A 22,179-nucleotide genomic window follows, 5' to 3' on the forward strand; every position below is an offset into this window, starting at 1 on the left:
TCGAAACTATTCGCATGGGGGCGGGGCGCAATGCGTTGGCTGGTGCTGTTCGCGGTGATCGCGGGGCTGGGGACTGTCGCGCGGGCGCAGGCGCCGGAAACGGTGGGTACCGGGCCGGCGCCGGCCTGGGTGGTGCCGGTGGCGCCGGGGGCGGAGCGGCCGGCCGATGGCGCCTTTCAGCTGCGGCTGGCCGACATCCAGGTCCGCACCGATGCGCAGGGCCTGCACAGTTTCCGCCACACCGTGGTGAAGGTGCTGGCGCCGGCCGCGCTGCAGCCGCTGGGCAACCTGACCGTGCAGTGGCAGCCCAGCTTCGGCAAGGTGACGATGCACCAGGTCACCATCATCCGCGCGGGCACAAGGCTCGACGTGCTGAAGGATGGCAAGGGCATTCAGGTGCTGCGTCGCGAGGAGGGGCTGTCCTCCTTCCAGCTCGACGGGCGGCTGACCGCGGTGTTCTCGGTGCCCGACCTGCGGCTGGGGGACACGCTGGAGTTCAGCTACACGGTCGACCAGGCCAATCCGCTGCTGGCTGGCCGGGCGGAGGAGCAGCTGGGCTTTGCGCCGGGCGTGGCGGCCGAGCGGCTGTTCCTGCGGCTCAGCTGGCCCACCGCGCGCCAGGTGCTGACCCGGTTCGGCGAGGCGATGCCCAAGCCCGCGCGGACGCGCGAGGGGGACATTACCGCGCTGGTCGTCGATCAGGTGGATTTCAAGGTGCCGGAGGTGCCCGCTGACTCCCCCGGCCGCTATGCGTTGCGCGGCCATGTCGAACTGAGCGAATTTGCCGACTGGAGCGCGGTGCGCGGCAACATGGCGCCGCTCTACCAAAAGGCGGCGGTCGCCGCGCCCGGCTCCCCCTTGCGCGCGGAGATCGACCGGATCGCGGCCCTTTCCGCCGATCCGGTGGTGCGCGCCAGCGAAGCGCTGACGCTGGTGCAGCGCCAGGTACGCTATTTCGCGCAGATCGACGGGCTGGGCGGCTATCTGCCCGAAGCGGCCGATGCGGTGTGGGCGGCACGCCGGGGCGACTGCAAGGGCAAGACCGCGCTGCTCGTCGCGCTGCTGCGTGGGCTGGGGATCGATGCGGTGCCGGCGCTGGTTTCCACCAAGCACAGCGACGGGGTCGATGCCTCGCTCGCCATGCCGGGCCGGTTCGACCATGTCATCGTGCGGGTGCGGCTGGGCGACAAGACCTATTGGCTCGACGGCACCCGGCTCGGCGACCGGTCGATCGGGCAGCTGGCGGTGCCCGATTTCAAATGGGCGCTGCCGCTTGATGCCGCCGATGCCGCGCCCGCCCGGCTGGTGCCGTTGCCGGCCACCGCGCCGGCCGAGCCCAACAGCGAATGGCGGCTCGATCTGGATGCCCGCGCCGGGCTGGACAAGCCGGCCAAGGCGACCGGCACGGTCGTGTTTCGCGGCGAGCTGGCACAGATTTTCGGCACCGGGTTCGAATCGATGACCAGCGCCGACCGCGAGACGGCGCTGCGCAAGCTGTGGAGCGAACGTCACGACTGGGTGACCATCGACAGCGTGTCGTTCCAGACCGATCCGGCCACCGGCCATGTGCGGCTGGGCTTTACCGGTTCGGGCAAGATGGAGTGGACCGGTGCCGAAGGCGGCGCCGGCCGGCTTTACGAAGCCAACAAGTCGCGGCTGGGCATGAACATCGCGCCCAAGCGCAACCCCGGCACCGAAAATGCCGCCCCGGTTCAGGTCGGCGCGCGTTACGATGTGGTGCAGCAGACCATCCTGCTGCCCGACCAGGGCAAGGGATTCACGATCGAGGGCGACAATGTCGACCGGGTGATCGGCGGCGTCCGCTACACCCGCACCGCCACACTGAAGGACGGGCGGTTCGACTTCACCGCCGCCACCCGCAGCCAGGCCAGCGAAATCGCCTATGCCGATGCGCGCGCCGCCGACAAGCTGACCGACGGACTGTTCGAACAGCTGCTGCAGATCAAGGCGCCGCAGGCCAAAGCGGCGCAGGCCAAGGCGGCGCCGGTGGTTGTCGTCACCCGGGAGGTCGAGCGGCGCAGCGTGCCGGAACGCGGCACCGCGTCCGGTTTGCAGGACGAAAATGCGCTGGCGACGCAGGTGCGCGCCAAGATGGAGGCGGGCGAGATGGCCGCCGCGCTCGCGCTGGTCGATACCCGGCTCGCCCAGCAGCGCACGGCCGAGCGGCTGCGCCTGCGGGCCGAGGTGCTCGAAGCCGATGAGCGGTTCGACGCGGCCGGCGATGCGCTGGACGCGGCAATCGCGCTTGATGAAGACAATGACGCGGTGCTGCGCGAGCGGGCCCAGCTGCTGCAGCGTGCGGGCCGCGACATCGACGCGCTGATCCTGTTCGACCGCAGGGTGCTGCGCAATCCGGGTGATTATGACATCGTCATGGACCGCGCCCGTGCCCGCGCCGCCGCCGGACGGTACGAAGGCGCGATCAACGACCTCGACACCGCGCTGAAGCTGAAGCCTGGCGACGAGGAGGCGGCCGGCCGGCGTCTGGACCTGATGATCGCGCATGGCGACCGGCAGGCCGCGCTGCGCGAGGTGGAACAGCAGCTGGCCGACCATCCGGGCACGGCCTGGTATCTGGCGCGCAAGGCGCAAGTGCTGCTGGCGATGGGCCGCCGCGACGAGGCGCGCAAGCTGGTGGCGGAGTCGATTGCCATCGGCCCCACCCAGCTTGCCTATTGGCTGGCGATCGACAATCTGTTCGGCGACGACCTGAACGCGCAGGGCGAGAACCTGCTCGGCTATATCCGCGAAGCGCCGGGCTATACCCCGCCGCTCCATGTGCTGCGGCCGCTGGCGCGCGATCCGGCATGGCGGGCGAAGATCGATGCCGCCTATGCCGCCGCGATCGAGGCGGTGCCGCCGGAGCAGGTGCCGGGCGTGCGCCATACGCGGGCCGCGTTTCAGGCCGCCGGCGGTGACACCGCGCCGCTGCTGAAGCTGGTCGATGAACCTGTGGCCAAGCCGCGCCCGTCGCCCGACGACCTGAACGCGGCTTGTTATGCGCGGGCGGAGTTTGGCGTGGAGCTGGACAAGGCGCAGGAGCAGTGCATGGCGGCCATCGCCCGGCTGCCCCGGCCGGCCATTCTGGACAGCCTGGGCCTGGTCCAGCTGCGGCGCGGCGATTTCGCCGGGGCAAAGGCAAGCTATGACCGGGCGATCTTCAACAATGCGGGCATCGCCGTCACCTTTTTCGGCCGCGGGCTGGCGCGGCTGAGGCTGGGCGACAAGGCCGGTGCCGAGGCCGATTTCGCCATCGCGCGCCGCCTGCAGCCCATGGTCGCCCAGCTGTTCGCGGCGATGGACCTGAAGCCCTGACGGCGCGGGCGGGGACAGCCAGCACTGGCTGCGCGCTCGGGCAGCGGCATTGAGCGACATACTCCCCTCCCGCAAGCGGGAGGGGCCGGGGGGTGGGCAAGCAGCCCCTGGTCCGGGGGCAGGCCCACCCCAAACCCCTCCCGCAAACGGGAGGGGTTTAGCGGCGCGGCGCGGCGCCGTTGGGCCTTAGCCGCCCGCCCCCACCAGTTCCCGCCCGATCAGCATCCGCCTGATCTCGTTCGTCCCCGCGCCGATGTCGAGCAGCTTGGCGTCGCGCCAATAGCGTTCCACGGGCCAGTCCTTGGTATAGCCCGCGCCGCCCAGCGCCTGGATCGCTTCGCCCGCCACCTTCACCGCATTCTCGCTGGCGAGCAGGATCGCGCCCGCCGCGTCGAACCGGGTCGTCCGCCCCGCGTCGCATGCTTGCGCCACCGCATAGACATAGGCCCGCGCCGAATTGAGCGCGACATACATGTCGGCCACCTTGGCCTGCATCAGCTGGAACTGGCCGATCGGTTTGCCGAACTGCTGGCGCTCGCGCACATAGGGCAGCACGACGTCTAGGCACGCCTGCATGATGCCCAGCTGGATGCCGGCGAGCACCGCGCGCTCGAAATCCAGGCCCGACATCAGCACGCCCGCGCCGCCATTTTGCGGGCCCATCACCTGCTCCTCGCCCACGAAGCAATCGGTGAAGACCAGCTCGGCGGTCGGCGAGCCGCGCATGCCGACCTTCTCGATCTTCTGCCCGATGGCAAAGCCTTCCATGTCCTTTTCAATGAGGAAAGTGGTCAGCCCGCGCCCGCCGCCGGAGGTGTTGGCATAGACGACGAGCGTATCGGCATAGGGCGCGTTGGTGATCCAGAATTTGGTGCCATTGAGCACATAGCCGCCCTGCACCGCCTCTGCCTTCAGCTTCATCGACATCACGTCGCTGCCCGCATTGGCTTCCGACATCGCCAGGCTGCCGACATGCGCGCCGGAGATCAGCCCGGGCAGATATTTGGCCTTTTGCGCCGCATTGCCCCAGCGCGCGATCTGGTTGATGCACAGGTTGGAATGCGCGCCATAGGACAGGCCGATGGACGCGGAGGCGCGCGCCACTTCCTCGCACGCGATGACATGTTCCAGATAGCCCAGCCCCAGCCCGCCATCAGCCTCCGGCACGGTGATGCCGTGCAGGCCGAGCGCCCCCATCGCCGGCCACAGCTCATCACGCGGGAACCAGTCCTCCGCATCCACTTTTACCGCGAGCGGCGCGATCTGCTCGCTGGCGAAGCGGCGCGTGGTCTCGCGGATCATGTCGGCGGTGTCGCCAAGCGCGAAGTCGAGGGCGATGTCCATGGTCTCTCCTGTGTTGCGGCCGGTGTCTCGCCGCTTGTCGCCCCCCGTCCTTGCCCCTAGACGGAAAGACGACGGGGCGCGACGAGCCAGACCCCGAAAGCATTGAATATGCCGCGCCATAACCCGCGCGGCGACGGGGGGAAAGCGTGACCGGCCTGTTCCGCAAAAAGATCATCACCGCCCAGGCGCCGCATCAGGCGCTGGCACGCACGCTGGGCTGGCCGCATCTGGTGGCGCTGGGGGTGGGCGCGATTGTCGGCACCGGCATCCTGACGCTGATCGGCGTGGGGGCGGACCGCGCCGGGCCGGCTGTGCTCTTAAGCTTTGTCGTCGCGGGCGCGATCTGTGCGTGCGCGGCTTTGTGCTATGCCGAAATGGCGACCAGCATTCCCGCCTCGGGCAGCGCCTATACCTATAGCTATGCGGTGCTGGGTGAAGTGATTGCCTGGGTGGTGGGGTGGAGCCTGATCCTGGAATATTCGCTGGTCGTCTCCACCGTGGCGGTGGGCTGGTCGGGCTATGCGGTGGGCTTTCTGAAAGGGCTGCGCATCGCGGTGCCGGCGGCGCTCGCCAATGGCCCGGCGCTGGGCGGGGTGATCAACCTGCCGGCGGTGCTGATCATCGGCGTGGTCGCCGGCCTGCTGATGCTGGGCACCCGCGAAAGCGCGCGCATCAACACCGCGCTGGTGGTGCTAAAAATCACCACGCTCGCGCTGTTCGTCTTCGTCGCGCTGCCGCATTTCGACGCGGCCAATTTTCAGCCCTTCGCGCCCAATGGCTATGGCAGCACCGCAGGCGCAGGCGGCGCGAAATACGGGATGATGGGGGCAGCGGCGATCATCTTCTTCGCCTTTTACGGGTTCGATGCGATCTCGGCCGCGGCGGAGGAAGCGAAAAACCCCGACCGCGATCTGGCGATCGGCATTGTCGGCTCGATGCTGGCCTGCACCGTCATCTATCTGGTGGTGGCTGCCGTCGCAATCGGCGCGCTGCCGGTGGCGCAGTTCGCCAAGAGCGCGGAGCCGCTGGCGCTGATCCTGCGCAGCGTGGGGCAGGGCAAGGTGGCCACCATCGTGGCGGCGGCGGCGGCGATTGCGCTGCCCACCGTGCTGCTGGCGTTTCTTTATGGCCAGAGCCGCATCTTCCTGGTGATGGCGCGCGACGGTTTTCTGCCGCCCGCGCTCGCCCGCGTTTCGGCGCGCGGTACGCCGGCGCGGATCACCGCGCTCACCGCCGTGCTGGTCGCGGTGGTGGCGGGGGTGATGCCGCTCGCCGAGATTGCCGCGCTCGCCAATGCCGGCACCTTGTGCGCCTTTGTCGCGGTGGCCGCGTGCGTGCTGGTGCGGCGGCGGCAGGCGCCCGATGCGCCGCGCCCGTTCCGCACGCCGCTCGCCTGGCTGGTGGCGCCGGCGGCGATTCTGGGCTGCCTCTATCTGTTCACCAGCCTGTCGACCACGACGCAGCTGTCATTCTTCGTGTGGAACGGCGTGGGGCTGGCGATTTACCTGCTTTACGCCCGCCCGCGCGCGCTGATTGCCCGTTAGGGTTGGTTTCAGCTTTGCTGAAACCATAACGGCACCAGCCCGCTCCCCCACCCGGCCTCCCATCGGCAGTATCTTGTGGGAGGCGGGGTGGGGGAGCGGGCTGGTGCCGCTTCAGCGATAGCTGAAGAACACTCAAATAATCATGCACGACCAAGCGCAATCCGCGCCAGGCTGACCAGCGCGATGGCCGCCCAGAGCAGTTCCAGCGCGGTGGCCGGCCAGGCCCGCTGCGCGATGACGTTGACCGCCAGGCACGCCGCCCCGGCCGCGTTCAGCGCGTGATAGGGGGCGGAGCGCCCGTCGATCCGCCCGGCCGATGTGAGCGCATAGGCGCCCAGCACCAGCAGCGATCCGGCCCAGCCGATGACATCGGAGAGCGGCACCGCCTCAGCCCGCCGGCCGCGCGCGTGCCAGCCGCCACAGCGATGCCAGCCCGATCGCCATCCACACCAGGTTGAGCACGGTGGAGGGGATCGCCCCGTGCCAGCCGCTGTTCACCACAAAGCCGGCGGCGCCGACCACGTTCAGCCACTGGAACAGCGCCGACTGGCCCGACAGCCTGCCCGCCGATACCAGCAGATAGGCCAGCAGGATCAGCCCTGCGCCGATCCAGCCGACCGCTTCAATCGCCAGCGTCACGCCGCCAGGGCGCGCAGCACATAGTGCAGGATGCCGCCGTTCAGGAAATATTCCAGCTCGTTGACGGTATCGATGCGGCACAGCGTTTCGAACGTCTCGGTCGTGCCGTCGGCGCGGGTCAGCTTCACCGTCACGTTCTGGCGCGGCTTCAGCCCGGCGACGCCTTCGATGGTGAAGGTCTCGCTGCCGTCCAGCTTCAGCGTCTGGCGCGTCACCCCGTCGGCGAACTGCAGCGGCAGCACGCCCATGCCGACCAGGTTGGAGCGGTGGATGCGCTCGAAGCTTTCCACGATCACTGCGCGCACGCCGAGCAGATTGGTGCCCTTCGCCGCCCAGTCGCGCGAGGAGCCGGTGCCATATTCCTTGCCGGCCACCACCACCAGCGGCGTGCCGTCGGCCTTGTGGCGCATTGCCGCGTCATAGATGGGCATGGTCTCGCCCTTATACTGGGTCATGCCGCCTTCGACGCCGGGGACCATTTCGTTCTTGATGCGGATATTGGCGAAAGTGCCGCGCATCATCACTTCATGATGGCCGCGCCGCGCGCCATAGCTGTTGAAGTCGGCCTTCGAAACCTGATGCTCCTGCAGATAGGTGCCAGCCGGGCTCGTCGCCTTGATGCTGCCGGCCGGGCTGATGTGGTCGGTGGTGATCGAATCGCCCAGGATCGCCAGCGGCTTGGCATCGATGATGTCGGCAACCGGCGCTGGCGTCATCGTCATCCCCTCGAAATAGGGCGGGTTGGCGATGTAGGTGGAGCCGGCGCGCCAGCGATAGGTGTCGGACCCGGTCACGTCGATCGCCTGCCAGCGCGCGTCGCCGGCAAACACATTGGCATAGCGCGCGCGGAACATCGCATTGTCGATATTGGCGTCGATCAGGCCGCGCACTTCGTCATTGGTCGGCCAGATGTCCTTCAGATAGACATCCTTGCCGTCCTGATCCTGGCCGATGGGGGTGCTGACCATGTCGGTCGTCACCGTGCCGCGAATGGCATAGGCCACGACCAGCGGCGGCGAGGCGAGGAAGTTCGCGCGCACGTCCGCGCTCACCCGCCCCTCGAAATTGCGGTTGCCCGACAGGACGGAGGCGGCGACGATGTTGTTGTCGTTGATCGCCTGGCTGATCGGCGCGGCGAGCGGCCCCGAATTGCCGATGCAGGTGGTGCAGCCATAGCCGACCAGGTTGAAGCCGAGCGCGTTCAGATCCTCGGTCAGCCCGGTCTTGTCGAGATAGTCGGTCACCACCTGGCTGCCCGGCGCCAGGCTGGTCTTGACCCAGGGCTTGGCGGTGAGGCCGCGCGCGCGGGCCTTGCGCGCGACAAGGCCGGCGGCGACCAGCACCGAGGGGTTGGAGGTGTTGGTGCAGCTGGTGATCGCCGCGATCACCACATCGCCATCGCCAATGCCATGGTCGGCGCCCTCAACCGCCGCGCGCGCGGGCGCGGTCTTGCCATAGGTCTTGGCGAGGTCGCCGTTGAACGCCTCATCGACATCGGGCAGGCTGACGCGGTCCTGCGGCCGCTTGGGGCCGGCGAGCGACGCCTGCACGCTGCCCATGTCCAGCTCCAGCGTGTCGGTGAACACGGGGTCGGGCGCGTCGGCATGGCGCCACAGCCCCTGCGCCTTGGCATAGCCCTCGACGAGCGCGATCGTCTCGTCGCTGCGGCCGGTCAGGCGCAGATAGTCGATGGTCTTTTCATCGACCGGGAAGAAGCCGCAGGTCGCGCCATATTCGGGCGCCATATTGGCAATGGTCGCGCGGTCGGCCAGCGTCATGCTGGCCAGGCCCGGGCCGTAGAACTCCACGAACCGACCGACCACGCCCTTGGCGCGCAGCATCTGCGTGACGGTCAGCACCAGGTCGGTCGCGGTGATGCCCTCGTTCAGCTTGCCGGTCAGCTTGAAGCCGACGACTTCGGGGATCAGCATCGACACCGGCTGGCCCAGCATCGCCGCTTCCGCCTCGATCCCGCCGACGCCCCAGCCCAGCACGCCCAGGCCGTTGATCATCGTGGTGTGGCTGTCGGTGCCGACACAGGTGTCGGGATAGGCAATCGTCGTGCCGCCATTGTCCGACGACCACACCGTCTGCGCGATGTTTTCCAGGTTCACCTGGTGGCAGATGCCGGTGCCCGGAGGCACCACCTTGAAATTGTCGAGCGCCTTCGACCCCCATTTCAGGAATTCATAGCGTTCGTTGTTGCGCGCATATTCCAGCGCCACATTGTCCTCGAACGCCTTGGGCGTGCCGAACTCGTCGACCATCACGCTATGGTCGATCACCAGATGCACCGGCACCAGCGGGTTGATCTTCGCCGCATCGCCGCCCAGCCGGGTGATCGCGTCGCGCATCGCCGCCAGATCGACGACGCAGGGCACGCCGGTGAAATCCTGCATCAGCACGCGCGCCGGCCGATACTGAATCTCGCGGTCTGAGCGCGGATTGTTCTGCCAGTCGATCAGCGCCTGAATGTCGTCGGTGGTCACGGTCTTGCCGTCTTCGAAGCGCAGCAGATTTTCCAGCAGCACCTTCATCGAAAAGGGCAGGCGCGAAATGTCGCCCAGCTGCTCGGCCGCCTTGGGCAGGCTGAAATAATCATAGCTCTTGCCGCCCGCGTCGAGCGTGGTGCGGGTGCGCAGGCTGTCCTGTCCGATCGCGGTCATGGCGGTTCCTTTCATCATGGCCCGGGGCGTTGGGGCCATAGGGGGATGGGGCGGCCGGATGGCCACGGAATGCGTTCAGCGATTGGCCAAGCTCAGCCCTGATTGCAAGGGGGTACGGCGCGGTGCCCCTGATGGTTACGCCGTGGTGGCGGCCGCGGCCGGGGCAGGGGTGGCGCCGCCCAGCACTTCGGCGATCAGGTCCTTGCGGCTCAGCTTGCCGATCATCGTCTTGGGCAGCGTGTCGCGCACCACCACCGCATCGACGCGCTCATGCTTGCCGAGTTGCGGGTTGAGCCAGTCGCGCAGCTCGTCTCCGGTCACGCTCGCGCCCTCGTTCAGCGTCACATAGGCGCGCGGTGCCTCGCCCCGATAGGTGTCGGGCACGCCGATCACGAGCGTTTCCTTGACCGCGCCATGCTTGTAGAGCAGCGCCTCGATCTGGCTGGGGAAGACCTTGAATCCGCCCACCGCGATCATGTCCTTCAACCGGTCGACGATGGCGACGAAGCCGTCCTCGTCGATGCGGCCGACATCGCCGGTGCGCAGCCAGCGCACGCCCTCTGCATCGGTCACGAACACGCCGTCATCGGCATCCGGTCGGTTCCAATACCCCTTCATGATCTGCGGCCCCGCCAGCACGATCTCGCCTGGTTCGCCGGGCGACGGGTCCTGCGCCGGGTCTTCCTTGTCGACCAGGCGGATGCGGGTGGCGGGCAGCGGCTGGCCGATGGTGCCGGGCTTGCCGGCATTGGCATAGGGGTTGGCCGCGACCACGCCCGAACTTTCCGACAGGCCATATCCCTCGATCAGCTTGGCGCCGGTTGCCGCCTCGAACCGCGCCTTCAGCTCCGCCGACAGCGGCGCGCCGCCCGAAATGCACACGCGCAGGTTGGAAAAGTCGGTCTCGGCCAGCTTGGGATGGTCGAGCAGTGCCTGATACATGGTCGGCACGCCGGGAATGGCGGTGACCTTCGCGCTGCTGATCGCGGCCAGCGCCTGCGCGGCGTTGAAGCGGGGCAGCATCACGATGCAGCCGCCATTCACCACGGTGCGGTTGAGCACGCAGGTATTGGCAAAGACGTGGAACAGCGGCAGCACGCCCAAAATCCGGTCTGGCGAGTCAGGCTGCGGATCGAGCGCCACCACCTGCCGCGCATTGGCGGACATGTTCTGGTGGGTCAGCATCGCCCCTTTGGGCGTGCCGGTGGTGCCGCCGGTATATTGGATGAGCGCGACGTCGTTCGCCGCATCGATCGGCGGCGAGGTGAACTTGCCGCGATTGTGGATCAGCCGCGAAAAGGCGATGATGCGCGGGTCGTTGGGCTTGGCGGCGACCTCTGCCTGTTTGAACAGGCGGTAGAGGATCGACTTGCCGATGGGCAGCGCGCCCGCGACCGAGCCGACCACCAGCCGTTCCAGGCTCGACCCTTCCAGCACTTTCAGCGCGGTCGGCAGCAGCGCCTGTGCGGACAGGGTGAAGATCAGCTTGGTGCCCGAATCCTCCACCTGATGTTCAAGCTCCGCCACGGTATAGAGCGGCGAGAAATTCACCACCGTCGCGCCCAGTTTCAGGATGCCGTAATAGGCCGCCAGATAATGCGGCGTGTTGGGCAGGAACAGGCCGATGCGGTCGCCCGGGCCATAGCCCAGATCAGCCAGCCCGCGCGCCACCCGGTTCGCCCCGTCCAGCGTTTCGGCATAGCTGTAATGCCGGCCCATGAAGTCGATGAGCGGTTTCGGCCCGCCGCGCGCACAGGCCGCGTCGAACATCTCCACCATCGATTGCAGGGGGAAGGCGCGGTCCCACGCGCCAGGGTGACGATAGGCGGATCGCCAGGCGGCAGGATCACTCATGTAGCGAAACGTAAGCCGCGTTTTTCAGCGGCGCAAGCGGCGTTCAGCGCAGGAACGGCCGGCTCGTCCAGGTGACCAGCAGCGACACCGCGAAAACGCCGACATCGACCGCCGCCTGCATCTGGCGCGGGGTGCGGTCGGCAGGGTCGTGCGCGATGATGCTGATATTGGCGCTGGGATGACGCGCGGAGGTGACCACCAGCAAAAGGGCCAGGGCAGCAAGGGCAAAACGGCGGTTGCGCATGGGGATCCTCCGACGCGATTGGCCTTAACCAATCCGGCCCGCGCGGTCAAACGAAAGCGGGCGACATGCGCAAGACGCACATCGCCCGTTTCGGGCGATCAGTCGACCGCTTCCGCCTTTTTCTTGCGCGGCTTCTTGGGCGCGGCGGACTCGATTTCAAAGGCGAGCGCGCCGTCCTTCAGCTTCACCGTCACTTCGCCGCCATGGACGAGCTTGCCGAACAGCAGCTCCTCGGCCAGCGGCTGCTTCACCTTTTCCTGGATCAGCCGGCCCATCGGCCGCGCGCCATAGAGCTTGTCATAGCCCTTGGTGGTGAGCCACGCCTTGGCCTCGTCGTCGAGCTTGATGTGCACGCCGCGGTCGGCCAGCTGCAGCTCCAGCTGCAGGATGAACTTGTCGACCACGCGGGCGACGACTTCGGGCGGCAGGTAACCGAACGGCACGATCGCATCCAGCCGGTTGCGGAATTCCGGCGTGAACATCTTCTGCACCGCCTGCTCGTCCTCGCCCTCGCGCGTCAGGTTGCCGAAGCCCACTGTCTCGCGCGCCATGTCGGCGGCGCCGGCATTGGTCGTCATGATGATGATGGTGTTGCGGAAATCGACGGTCTTGCCGTGGTGGTCGGTCAGCTTGCCATTGTCCATCACCTGCAACAGGATGTTGAACAGGTCCGGATGTGCCTTTTCGATTTCGTCGAGCAGCAGCACCGAATGCGGCTGCTGGTCGACCGCATCGGTCAGCAGACCGCCCTGATCATAGCCGACATAGCCCGGCGGCGCGCCGATCAGCCGGCTGACCGAGTGACGCTCCATATATTCTGACATGTCAAAGCGTTGCAGCGGAATGCCGAGAATCGATGCGAGCTGGCGGGCAACTTCTGTCTTGCCGACGCCGGTGGGGCCGGTGAACAGATAATTGCCGATCGGCTTATCGGGGTCGCGCAGGCCCGCGCGGCTCAGCTTGATCGCGCTGGCCAGCTTTTCAATCGCGGCATTCTGGCCGAACACCACCCGCTTCAGGTCGGTCTCCAGCGTCGCCAGCGCCTTGGTATCGTCCTTCGATACAGATTTGGGCGGGATGCGCGCCATCGTTGCAATCACCGCCTCGATCTCCTTGGCGGTGATCGTCTTCTTGCGCTTGGAAGGCGCAACCAGCATCTGCATCGCGCCGACTTCGTCGATCACGTCGATGGCCTTGTCGGGCAGCTTGCGGTCGTTGATGTAGCGCGCCGACAGCTCGACCGCGGTCTTGATCGCCTCGGGCGTGTATTTCACGCTGTGGTGGCTTTCAAAGGCAGTGCGCAGCCCCGACAGGATCTTGATGCTGTCCTCGATCGAGGGTTCGTTGACGTCGATCTTCTGGAACCGGCGCAGCAGCGCGCGATCCTTCTCAAAATGGTTGCGGAATTCCTTGTAAGTCGTTGATCCGATGCACCGAATGGTACCACCGGAGAGCGCGGGCTTGAGCAGGTTCGACGCGTCCATCGCGCCGCCGCTGGTGGCGCCCGCGCCGATCACGGTGTGGATTTCGTCGATGAACAATATGGCGTGGGGCAGCTTTTCCAGCTCGTTCACCACCGCCTTCAGCCGCTCTTCGAAATCGCCGCGATAGCGGGTGCCGGCGAGCAGCGCGCCCATGTCGAGCGAATAGATGACGGCGGGCTTCAGCACCTCGGGCACGTCGCCCTCGATGATCTTGCGCGCCAGCCCTTCGGCGATCGCGGTTTTGCCGACGCCGGGGTCGCCCACATAGAGCGGGTTGTTCTTCGACCGGCGGCACAGAATCTGCACGGTGCGGTCCACCTCTGCCGAGCGGCCGATCAGCGGATCGACCTTGCCGCGCTTGGCCTTCTCGTTCAGGTCGACGGTGAACTGCTTCAGCGCGCTTTCGTTCTTGCCGCCCTTGCTTTCGGCCTTCGCGGGCTTTTCCTCCTCGGCGCCCTTCACCTCGCGCGTTTCGGGCGGGGTGCCGCCCTTGCCGACGCCGTGGCTGATATAGCTGACCGCGTCGAGCCGGCTCATATCCTGCTGCTGCAGGAAATAGACGGCATAGCTCTCGCGCTCGCTGAACAGCGCGACAAGCACATTGGCGCCGGTCACTTCGTCGCGGCCGGAGCTTTGCACGTGCAGGATCGCGCGCTGCACCACCCGCTGAAACCCGCTGGTGGGCGAGGGGTCGGTCGCCTGCGCGACCTTCAGCGCATCAAGCTCGGTATCCAGATAATTGGCCACGGTGCGCTTCAGCTCGGCCAGGTCCACCCCGCAGGCCGACATCACCTTCGACGCATGTTCATCATCGATCAGCGCGAACAGCAGATGTTCAAGCGTTGCATATTCGTGGCGGCGCGAGGACGCGGCCTCGAGCGCCTTGTGCAAGGTGGATTCGAGGGCGGAAGCAAAGGACGGCATGGTCTAACTCCTGCGGGCCGCGACGGATGCGGCCCCGTTAACCGCTATGTTGGTAAGCCGGGCGCACGCATCAAGCACTTGAAATCGAGATTTGCCGCTGCCGGCGAAAGGCGTTCTTGTGCTCACCGCTTGAATAACGCGTCGGCGATTGCGCGATGGTTAACGGTGCGGGAACGATGCTGGCGGGTGCGTTCGATTTCCGCCTCCAGCGCGGCGATCCGCGCGTCGAGCTCGGCAATCGACAGCGGGTCCAGATCCTGCCGGGCGAGCAGGAGGACCGGATCGCCGGGCCAACGCGGCGGCGCGATGTCGTCGGTATCCATCGCGGCGATGGTCGCGCGGATGGGGGCGGGCTGTCAACCATGCCATGCCCCGGATTCTGCGCGGCGCGCGCCCCGTTGACCGCCGCCGCGTCGCCGCCGATAAGGGCATGTCGAAAGCCATAAGGGCGGTTCTGTGGGGGGCAAGACGATGACCGTGCTTCCGGCGCGCATGCGGGCGATCGATCCCGCACCGCCATGCCCGGCAGAGGCGCTGGTCGTCGTGGAGCGGCCGGTGCCGGTGCCCGGCGCGGGCGAGGTGCTGATCCGGGTCGCCGCCGCCGGCGTCAACCGGCCCGATGTGCTGCAGCGGCTGGGGATGTACCCCATGCCGCCGGGCGTGCCGACCATATTGGGGCTGGAAGTGGCGGGCGAGATCGTTGCGCTGGGCACCGGCGTGGAGCCCGAACTGCTCGGCCAGCCGGTCTGCGCGCTGATCAACGGCGGCGGCTATGCCGACTATGCGGTGGCGCCCGTCGGCCAGTGCCTGACGGTGCCGGCCGCGCTGACCATGGTCGAAGCTGCGGCGATGCCCGAGACGCTGTTCACCGTGTGGACCAATTTGTTCGAGCGTGCCTATGCGGTGGAGGGGGATACGGTGCTCGTCCATGGCGGCACCAGCGGCATCGGCACGATGGCGATAGCGCTGGGCGGCCTGTTCGGCCTGACCATGATCGTGACCTGCGGCAGCGACGACAAATGCGCCGCCGCGCTGAAGCTGGGCGCGGCGCACGCGATCAATTACCGCAGCGAGGATTTCGTCGCGCGCGTGGCCGAGATTACCGGCGGGCGCGGCTGCCAGGCGGTGCTCGACATGGTGGGCGGCGATTATGTGCCGCGCAATCTGAAATGCCTGGCGGAGGATGGCCGCCATGTCTCGATCGCGGTGCAGGGCGGGGTGACGGCGACGGTGCCGCTGTTCGACATCATGCGCCGCCGGCTGACGCTGACCGGATCGACGCTGCGCCCGCGCGACGTGTCGTTCAAGTCGCTGGTCGCGGACGAACTCGCCCGCGCGGTGTGGCCCCATGTCGAGGCAGGGCGGCTGAAACCGGTGATCGACACGACCTTCCCGCTCGCCGAAGCGGGCGCCGCCCATGCCCGCATGGAAGCCGGCGACCATGTCGGCAAGATCGTGCTGACGGTGGGGTGAAATCGCGACCCGATTGCGGCGCGTCTATTTAAATCGACTCTGCCCCGGTCCGATTTTGCTTCCCGCTCTTCTCGGGCAATCCTAATATCATTCGCGAATCGTAATGGTGGGGAACCCCAGTGTTGGCGTTGCTCTTCGCGCCGGAGAACAGCCTCTTCGTCGCGGCATTTGTGCTGATGGTGCTGATCGGGCTCGTCCAGTTCAGCGGCTTGGTCGGGCATGTCGATCTGGACGCGCATGGCGAGTTCGGCGATCTGGGCGCGCTGCTCACCTGGCTGGGGCTTGGCCGGTTGCCGCTGATGGCGCTGCTGGTCGTGATGCTCGCCATCTTCGCGCTGGTCGGGCTGGTCGGCCAGCAGCTGTCGCACGACCTGTGGGGCGCGTTCCAGCCGGCCTGGCTGGCCGCACTCGTGGCGCTGGCGGCGAGCGTGCCGATGACCGCCGCCGCCGCCCGCGTGCTGGCGCCATGGCTTCCCCGCGACGAGACGACCGCCATCGAGCTTGACGATCTGGTCGGCCGCCGTGCCGCCATCGTCACCGGGCGGGCGAGCCAGGGTTTTCCGGCGCGGGCGCGGGTGGAGGATCACCATGGCCAGGCGCATTATGTGATGGTCGAGCCGAACGCGCCGACCGAAATCTTTGAAGAGGGCGAGGAAGTGCTGCTGGTGCGGCGCGAGGCGCAGGCGTTTCGCGCGATCGGCAGCGGTGCATTCCGCCTGCCCGGGCTGGAGGGTTGAGATGGGTGAAGTCGTGACACAGGCTGGCGGCATGATGGTGCCCTATGTCGTGCTGCCGCTGTCGGTTCTGGTGGCGCTGCTGGTGCTGGGGGCGGTGCTGGCGCGCCTTTACAAGCGCGCGTCGAAGGAGATCGGCTTCGTCCGCACCGGCTTTGGCGGGGAAAAGGTCGTCATCAACGGCGGCGCGCTGGTGCTGCCGGTTTTCCATGAAACCATGCCGGTGAACATGAACACCGTGCGGCTGGCGGTTGAGCGCAAGAATAACGACGCGCTGATCACGCTCGACCGGTTGCGGATCGACGTGAAGGCCGAATTCTATGTGCGTGTGCGCCCCGATGCCGGGTCGATCGCCACCGCCGCGCAGACGCTGGGCCTGCGCACCATGAACCCCGATGCGTTGAAGGAACTGGTCGAGGGCAAGTTTGTCGATGCGCTCCGCTCGGTTGCGGCCGGCATGACCATGGCCCAGCTTCACGAGCAGCGCAGCGAGTTCGTGCAGAAGGTGCAGCAGGTCTCCTCTGCGGACCTGGCGATGAACGGGCTTGAGCTGGAAAGCGTGTCGCTGACCGGGCTCGACCAGACCTCGATCGAGCATTTCAACGCCAACAACGCGTTCGACGCCGAAGGCCTGACCAAGCTGACCGAGCAGATCGAGCTGCGCAAAAAGGCGCGCAACGACATTGAGCAGGACACCCGCGTCCAGATCGAGTCGAAGAATCTGGAGGCACAGCGCCAGTCGCTGTTGATCGCGCGCGACACCGAATTTGCCCGGCTGGAGCAGGAGCGCGAAGTGGAGATGCGTCGCGCTGCCCAGGCGGCCGAGGTGGCGCGCGAGCAGGCGCAGCGCCAGCAGGAGGCCGAGCAGGCCCGGATCGAGGCGAAGCGGCTGATCGACGCGCAGCAGATCGAGACCGACCGCGCCCTGCAGGAGGCGCGGATCGCCCAGGCCCAGGCGCTCGAGCTCGCGCGCCAGGAGCAGCAGATCGCCGTGCAGAACAAGAGCCGCGAGGAAAGCCAGGCCAAGGCAGAGGCCGATCGCGCCCGTGCCGACGCGGTGGTGGCCGAACAGCAGGTGGTGAGCGCGCGCGAGGCCGAGATTGCCGAGCGCGACAAGCGCATCGAACTGATCAACGCCGCCCGCGAGGCCGAGCGCGCAGCGATTGCGGTGAAGGTGCAGGCCGATGCCGAGAAACAGGCCGCCGCCGACCGTGCCGAAGCGGCCCGCCGGCTGGCCGAGGGCGAGGCGGAGGCCGCCAAGCTGCGCGCCGATGCCGATCGCATCCGCTTCGAGGTGGAGGCGGCCGGCCAGCGCGCCATCAACGAGGCGGCCAATCTGCTGTCGTCCGACCAGATGTCGCTGCAGACCAAGCTTGCCCTGCTGAAAGTGCTGCCCGAGGTCATTCGCGAAGCCGCCAAGCCGCTGGAGGCGATCGATTCGATCAAGATCGTTCAGGTGGAAGGGCTGGCCGGCGGCGCCGCTGCGGGTGGTGGCGCGGCGGCGAATGACGGCGGTGATCGCAATCTGGCCAATGCCGCCGTCTCTGCGGCGCTGCGCTACCGGGCACAGGCACCCATTGTCGACGGGCTGATGCGCGAACTGGGGTTCGAGGGCGGATCGCTCGACAAGCTGGTCGCTGCGGCCGCCGGCGACCAGAGCGAAGCAGCCGAATGATGATCCTCCACGAATATGCGCCGTCCGGCAATTGCTACAAGATCCGGCTGACGGCGGCGCATCTGGGTATCGCGCTGGAGCGGCGCGGCTATGACATTCTGGCCGGGGAAACGCGCACGCCCGACTTTCTGCGCGCGGTGAACCCCAATGGCCGCATTCCCGTGCTGCAGGATGGCGACCATTTCCTGCCGGAAAGCAATGCCGCCTGCTGGTATCTGGCGGAAGGGTCCGCGCTGGTGCCGGACGACCGTTTTCGGCGCGCCGACATGCTGCGCTGGATGTTCTGGGAACAATATAATCACGAACCCAATATCGCGACGGTGCGCTTCTGGCTGGCCTTTGTGGGTGAGGCGGCGCTGAGCGAGATGCAGCGCCAGCAGTTGCCGGGCAAGATTGCCGGCGGCCAGGCGGCGCTCGCGCTGATGGAGGGGCAGCTGGTGCGCACGCCCTTCCTGCTGGGCGATGCCTTCTCGCTCGCCGACATTGCGCTCTATGCCTATACCCATGTCGCCGAGGAGGGCGGTGCCTTCGCTTTGGCGGATTATCCGGCCGTGCTCGCCTGGCTGGCGCGCGTCGCGGCGCTGCCGGGGCATGTTGGAATCACGGATTAGGGTTTTTTGGGGTGTGGTGTTGAGGCGGGCCGGTGCGGCCCCAGACAAACCTTAACCCTTAACTCTCGCGCTTCCCGCCCCGAAATTGTAACACTAGCCGGGCAGAGCCGATCAATGGCTTGAGTGGAAGTGGCATGGACGGCGTACCCCTGGGCAGCGGTGGCGGACTGACGGATATTGCCGATTTCGTGAACTCGGCACCCGCCATTCCCGAAAAGCAGGTGACCGAGCGCCGCCGCTATCGCACGATCTGGATTTCCGACATCCATCTGGGCACGCGCGGCTGCAATGCCGATCTGCTGATCGACTTTCTCGACCATGTCGACAGCGACACGCTCTATCTGGTCGGCGACATTATCGACGGCTGGCGGCTGAAGAAGAAATTCTACTGGCCGGCCGCGCACAACGACATTGTCTGGCGGGTGCTGAAACGGGCCAAGCGCGGCGCCCGCGTCATCTATATCCCCGGCAATCATGACGAGGTTTTCCGCCAGTTTTCGGGGCTGGACTTTGGCGGCATCGCCATCCGGCGCAAGGCAATCCACGAAACCGCCGATGGCCGCCGCCTGCTGGTGCTGCACGGCGACGAGTTCGACGCGATCACGCTGGCGCACAAGTGGCTCGCGCATGTCGGCGATTTTGCCTATAACGCGCTGATGAGTGCCAATGTCTGGGTCAACGCGTTCCGCCGCTATTTCAACATGCCCTATTGGTCGCTGTCGAAACACGCCAAGGCCAAGGTGAAGAACGCGGTCGAGTTCATTTCCAATTACGAGGAAGTGGTGGCCCAGGCCGCCGGCGCGCGCGGGGTGGATGGCGTAGTGTGCGGCCATATCCACACCGCCGAGATCCGCACCATCGGCGGCGTCGCTTATTATAATGACGGCGACTGGGTGGAGAGCTGCACCGCGCTCGTTGAACATGCCGACGGCCGGATGGAGCTGCTCCACTGGGCCGATGAAATCCGTGCGCGCGGGGAGCGCGAAGCGGCGGTGGCGGCGTGATGCGCATCGCCATCGTGACCGATGCCTGGAGCCCGCAGGTCAACGGCGTCGTGCGCACGCTGCAATCGGTGCGCACCGAGCTGGAGCGGATGGGGCATGAGGTGCTGGTGATCAGCCCGGAGCGCTTCTATTCGGTGCCGTGCCCGACCTATCCCGAAATCCGGCTGGCCTTTGCCCGCACCGGCACGGTGGGCGCGATGCTGGCCAAATTCGCGCCCAATGCCATCCATCTGGCGACGGAAGGGCCGGTGTGCCTGGCCGCGCGGCGCTGGTGCCTGGCGCGGGGCTTTCCCTTCACCACGGCCTATCACACCCAGTTTCCCGATTATGTGTCGGCGCGCACCGGCATAGATCCGGGCTGGATCTGGCGCTACATCACCTGGTTCCACCGCCCGGCACAGGCCGTGCTGGCCTCCACCGCGTCGATCGCCAAGACGCTGGCCGACCATGGCGTGCAGCGCATCCGCCACTGGGGGCGCGGCGTCGATCTGGCGATGTTCCGCCCCGATGTGCCGCCGGACCCAGAGATCAGCGCGCTGCCCGGCCCGGTGCAGCTCTATGTCGGGCGGATCGCGGTGGAGAAGAATATCGAGGCGTTTCTGAACACCAGCCACCCCGGCACCAAGGTGGTGGTGGGCGACGGCCCGGCGCGCGCCACGCTGCAGGCGCGCTATCCCGAGGTGAAGTTTCTGGGCGCAAAATTCGGCGCGGCGCTGGCGGCGGCCTATACGGCGGCCGATGTGTTCGTCTTCCCCAGCAAGACCGACACGTTCGGGCTGGTGATGATCGAGGCGCTGGCCTGCGGCGTGCCGGTGGCCGCCTATCCGGTGACCGGCCCGATCGACGTGCTGACCGCCGAGACGGGCGCGATGGATGAAGACCTGACCCGCGCCATCGCCACCGCGCTGACCCGCGACCGCGCGGCGTGCGCCGCCTATGGCCAGGGCTTCACCTGGGAAGCGAGCGCCCGCCAGTTCCTGGAAGCGCTGGCGCCGGTGGGCGTCGGCGAGCAAGCCGAGAGCGAGCGCGCAGCGGCGTGAGGCGCGGCTTGGCGCTGTTGCTGCTCGTGCTGCTGTCGCTTGGCGGTGGGATGGTCTGGAATGCCTCTGCCGATCCCGTGGTGCGGCGGTTGTCGTTCAAGGTGAAGGGCTGGCCGGCCGGGGCACCCCCGATGCGGCTGGTGCTGCTGAGCGACGTGCATGTTGCGGGGCCGGATAATCCGCCGGCGCGTGTGGCGCGCATTGTGGCGCAAGTGAATGCCCATAAGCCCGACCTGGTGCTGATCGCCGGCGATTTCGTTTCTGAAAAGCGTATGGCGACCCAGTGGTTCGACGCGCCGGCGGCAATCGCCCCGCTGGGTGCGTTGCGCGCCCGGCACGGCGTGATCGCGGTGCTCGGCAACCATGATCATTGGTTTGGCGCCAAGCGCGTCCGTGTCGCATTGGCTGCTGCCGGGATTCGCGTGATCGACAACGGTGCAGAACGTGTCGGTCCGCTGGCAATCGGTGGTGTGGATGACGACTTCACCGACCATGCAAGGTTGCCAGAGGCGCTGTCGGCGTTGAGGGAGGCAAAGGGCATCCCGGTTCTGTTGTCGCACAGCCCTGATGTGGTTCCTGAGGTGCCGGACTGGGTACCGCTGATACTGGCCGGGCACACCCATTGCGGGCAGATTGTGCTGCCCTGGTACGGTGCCATTGCTACCGCTTCTCGCTCAGGAGAGCGCTTTCGCTGCGGTGTCGTGCGAGCAGGGGCCCATACGGTGATCGTGACCGCAGGCATCGGCACCAGCATCCTGCCCTTCCGTCTGGGCGCGCCGAGCGATTATTGGATCATCGACATCGGACAATCGCCGGCATAAGTCTTGCCCTTGGCGCGCAAGCGGATTAAGTCGGCAGGGTGACGAGGCCGCTCCGTGATGGGGCGGCCCTTATTGTTTCCGACGGAGATTCCCGCATGGCACAGCCACTCATGCCGCATGCGACCGCCTCGTGGCTGGTTGACAACACCGCGCTCAGCTTCGCGCAGATCGCCGAATTCTGCGGCCTGCACATCCTCGAAGTGCAGGCAATCGCCGACGATACCGCCGCGACCAAGCTGACCGGGCGCGATCCGGTGCGCGCGCATGAGCTGACCATGGAAGAGATCGAGCGCGGCCAGGCCGACCCCAATTACCGGCTGAAGATGCTGAAGGGCCCCGACCAGGTGCGCCGCACCAAGGGGCCGCGCTATACGCCGGTGTCGAAGCGGCAGGACAAGCCCGACGGCATCGCCTGGATCATCCGCCACCACCCGGAAATTTCGGACGGCGCGATTTCGAACCTGATCGGCACCACCCGCACCACTATTGCCGCGATCCGCGACCGCACCCATTGGAACATCGGCAATATCGTGCCCAAGGACCCGGTGACGCTGGGCCTGTGTTCGCAGCGCGAGCTGGACGCGATCGTCGCCAAGGCGGCGAAGGCCGCCGGCATCGAGGCCCCCGTCGACAACCGGCTGGAGGGCGACCGGGCAGCGCTGATCGACGCGCTGCGCGCCGAGCGCGACCGCGCCGCGCGCGAGCCGGAAGGGCATGAGGAAACCGGCTTCGTCGATCCGTTCAAGCGTTAAGCGGCGGCGCGGCCGCGCATCGAACGGGGGACTG

The 22,179-nt window shown here is 67.1% G+C and carries 18 protein-coding genes; 10 read left to right on the top strand and 8 right to left on the bottom strand.

Going from position 1 to position 22,179, the window contains the following annotated elements; all coding sequences use genetic code 11:
• Positions 1 to 30 precede the first annotated feature (30 nt).
• Positions 31 to 3,336 (top strand): DUF3857 domain-containing protein, encoded by a 3,306-nt coding sequence (locus K2Y03_RS05170; RefSeq protein ID WP_294088818.1) that lies wholly within the window; start codon positions 31 to 33, stop codon positions 3,334 to 3,336.
• Positions 3,337 to 3,522: 186 nt separating this feature from the next.
• Here the strand turns inward: K2Y03_RS05170 and K2Y03_RS05175 are convergent, their stop codons facing one another.
• On the bottom strand, positions 3,523 to 4,680 hold the full coding sequence (locus K2Y03_RS05175; RefSeq protein WP_294088820.1) for an acyl-CoA dehydrogenase family protein: 1,158 nt from the start codon (positions 4,678 to 4,680) through the stop codon (positions 3,523 to 3,525).
• A 155-nt stretch (positions 4,681 to 4,835) separates the two neighbouring features.
• Between K2Y03_RS05175 and K2Y03_RS05180 the strand changes: the two genes are divergently transcribed.
• Positions 4,836 to 6,224 (top strand): amino acid permease, encoded by a 1,389-nt coding sequence (locus K2Y03_RS05180; RefSeq protein WP_294088863.1) that lies wholly within the window; start codon positions 4,836 to 4,838, stop codon positions 6,222 to 6,224.
• 140 nt (positions 6,225 to 6,364) lie between these two features.
• On the opposite strand, the gene K2Y03_RS05185 is transcribed toward K2Y03_RS05180, so the two are convergent.
• The 7 genes from K2Y03_RS05185 to K2Y03_RS05215 form a co-directional block, all read right to left on the bottom strand.
• A complete protein-coding gene (locus K2Y03_RS05185; protein ID WP_294088821.1) occupies positions 6,365 to 6,607 on the bottom strand; it encodes a hypothetical protein in 243 nt (80 codons plus the stop codon).
• A gap of 4 nt (positions 6,608 to 6,611) precedes the next feature.
• On the bottom strand, positions 6,612 to 6,863 hold the full coding sequence (locus tag K2Y03_RS05190) for a hypothetical protein (RefSeq protein WP_294088823.1): 252 nt from the start codon (positions 6,861 to 6,863) through the stop codon (positions 6,612 to 6,614).
• Positions 6,860 to 9,529: an aconitate hydratase AcnA gene (acnA, locus tag K2Y03_RS05195; RefSeq protein WP_294088825.1), complete on the bottom strand. Its 2,670-nt coding sequence runs from the start codon at positions 9,527 to 9,529 to the stop codon at positions 6,860 to 6,862. Before acnA ends, K2Y03_RS05190 begins: the two co-directional genes overlap by 4 nt.
• A 135-nt stretch (positions 9,530 to 9,664) precedes the next feature.
• Positions 9,665 to 11,383 carry a long-chain fatty acid--CoA ligase gene (locus tag K2Y03_RS05200; protein WP_294088826.1) on the bottom strand — a complete coding sequence of 573 codons (1,719 nt, stop codon included), beginning with the start codon at positions 11,381 to 11,383 and terminating at the stop codon, positions 9,665 to 9,667.
• Positions 11,384 to 11,426: 43 nt separating this feature from the next.
• Positions 11,427 to 11,627 carry a hypothetical protein gene (locus K2Y03_RS05205; protein ID WP_294088828.1) on the bottom strand — a complete coding sequence of 67 codons (201 nt, stop codon included), beginning with the start codon at positions 11,625 to 11,627 and terminating at the stop codon, positions 11,427 to 11,429.
• A gap of 98 nt (positions 11,628 to 11,725) precedes the next feature.
• Positions 11,726 to 14,035, bottom strand: coding sequence for an ATP-dependent Clp protease ATP-binding subunit ClpA (gene clpA, locus K2Y03_RS05210; protein WP_294088830.1), 2,310 nt, complete (start codon positions 14,033 to 14,035; stop codon positions 11,726 to 11,728).
• A 122-nt stretch (positions 14,036 to 14,157) separates the two neighbouring features.
• Positions 14,158 to 14,358: a DUF1192 domain-containing protein gene (locus K2Y03_RS05215; protein WP_294088832.1), complete on the bottom strand. Its 201-nt coding sequence runs from the start codon at positions 14,356 to 14,358 to the stop codon at positions 14,158 to 14,160.
• Positions 14,359 to 14,506: 148 nt separating this feature from the next.
• Between K2Y03_RS05215 and K2Y03_RS05220 the strand changes: the two genes are divergently transcribed.
• From K2Y03_RS05220 to K2Y03_RS05255, 8 genes are all read left to right on the top strand, one after another.
• On the top strand, positions 14,507 to 15,508 hold the full coding sequence (locus tag K2Y03_RS05220; protein ID WP_294088834.1) for an NAD(P)H-quinone oxidoreductase: 1,002 nt from the start codon (positions 14,507 to 14,509) through the stop codon (positions 15,506 to 15,508).
• A gap of 119 nt (positions 15,509 to 15,627) precedes the next feature.
• Positions 15,628 to 16,245 (top strand): OB-fold-containig protein, encoded by a 618-nt coding sequence (locus K2Y03_RS05225; RefSeq protein ID WP_294088836.1) that lies wholly within the window; start codon positions 15,628 to 15,630, stop codon positions 16,243 to 16,245.
• A gap of 34 nt (positions 16,246 to 16,279) precedes the next feature.
• Positions 16,280 to 17,917, top strand: a complete 1,638-nt coding sequence (locus K2Y03_RS05230; RefSeq protein ID WP_294088866.1) for a flotillin domain-containing protein — start codon at positions 16,280 to 16,282, stop codon at positions 17,915 to 17,917.
• Entirely contained in the window at positions 17,917 to 18,528 is a 612-nt protein-coding gene (locus K2Y03_RS05235; RefSeq protein ID WP_294088838.1) for a glutathione S-transferase family protein, read from the top strand. Before K2Y03_RS05230 ends, K2Y03_RS05235 begins: the two co-directional genes overlap by 1 nt.
• 134 nt (positions 18,529 to 18,662) lie before the next feature.
• Positions 18,663 to 19,532 (top strand): UDP-2,3-diacylglucosamine diphosphatase, encoded by an 870-nt coding sequence (locus K2Y03_RS05240; protein ID WP_294088840.1) that lies wholly within the window; start codon positions 18,663 to 18,665, stop codon positions 19,530 to 19,532.
• Positions 19,532 to 20,572: a glycosyltransferase family 1 protein gene (locus K2Y03_RS05245; RefSeq protein WP_294088842.1), complete on the top strand. Its 1,041-nt coding sequence runs from the start codon at positions 19,532 to 19,534 to the stop codon at positions 20,570 to 20,572. Before K2Y03_RS05240 ends, K2Y03_RS05245 begins: the two co-directional genes overlap by 1 nt.
• Before the next feature lie 8 nt (positions 20,573 to 20,580).
• Positions 20,581 to 21,393 (top strand): metallophosphoesterase, encoded by an 813-nt coding sequence (locus tag K2Y03_RS05250; RefSeq protein WP_294088843.1) that lies wholly within the window; start codon positions 20,581 to 20,583, stop codon positions 21,391 to 21,393.
• Positions 21,394 to 21,488: 95 nt separating this feature from the next.
• A complete protein-coding gene (locus K2Y03_RS05255) occupies positions 21,489 to 22,145 on the top strand; it encodes a DUF1013 domain-containing protein (RefSeq protein ID WP_294088846.1) in 657 nt (218 codons plus the stop codon).
• Positions 22,146 to 22,179 lie beyond the last annotated feature (34 nt).

This window comes from Sphingomonas sp., assembly GCF_019746015.1.
Lineage (GTDB): Bacteria > Pseudomonadota > Alphaproteobacteria > Sphingomonadales > Sphingomonadaceae > Sphingomonas.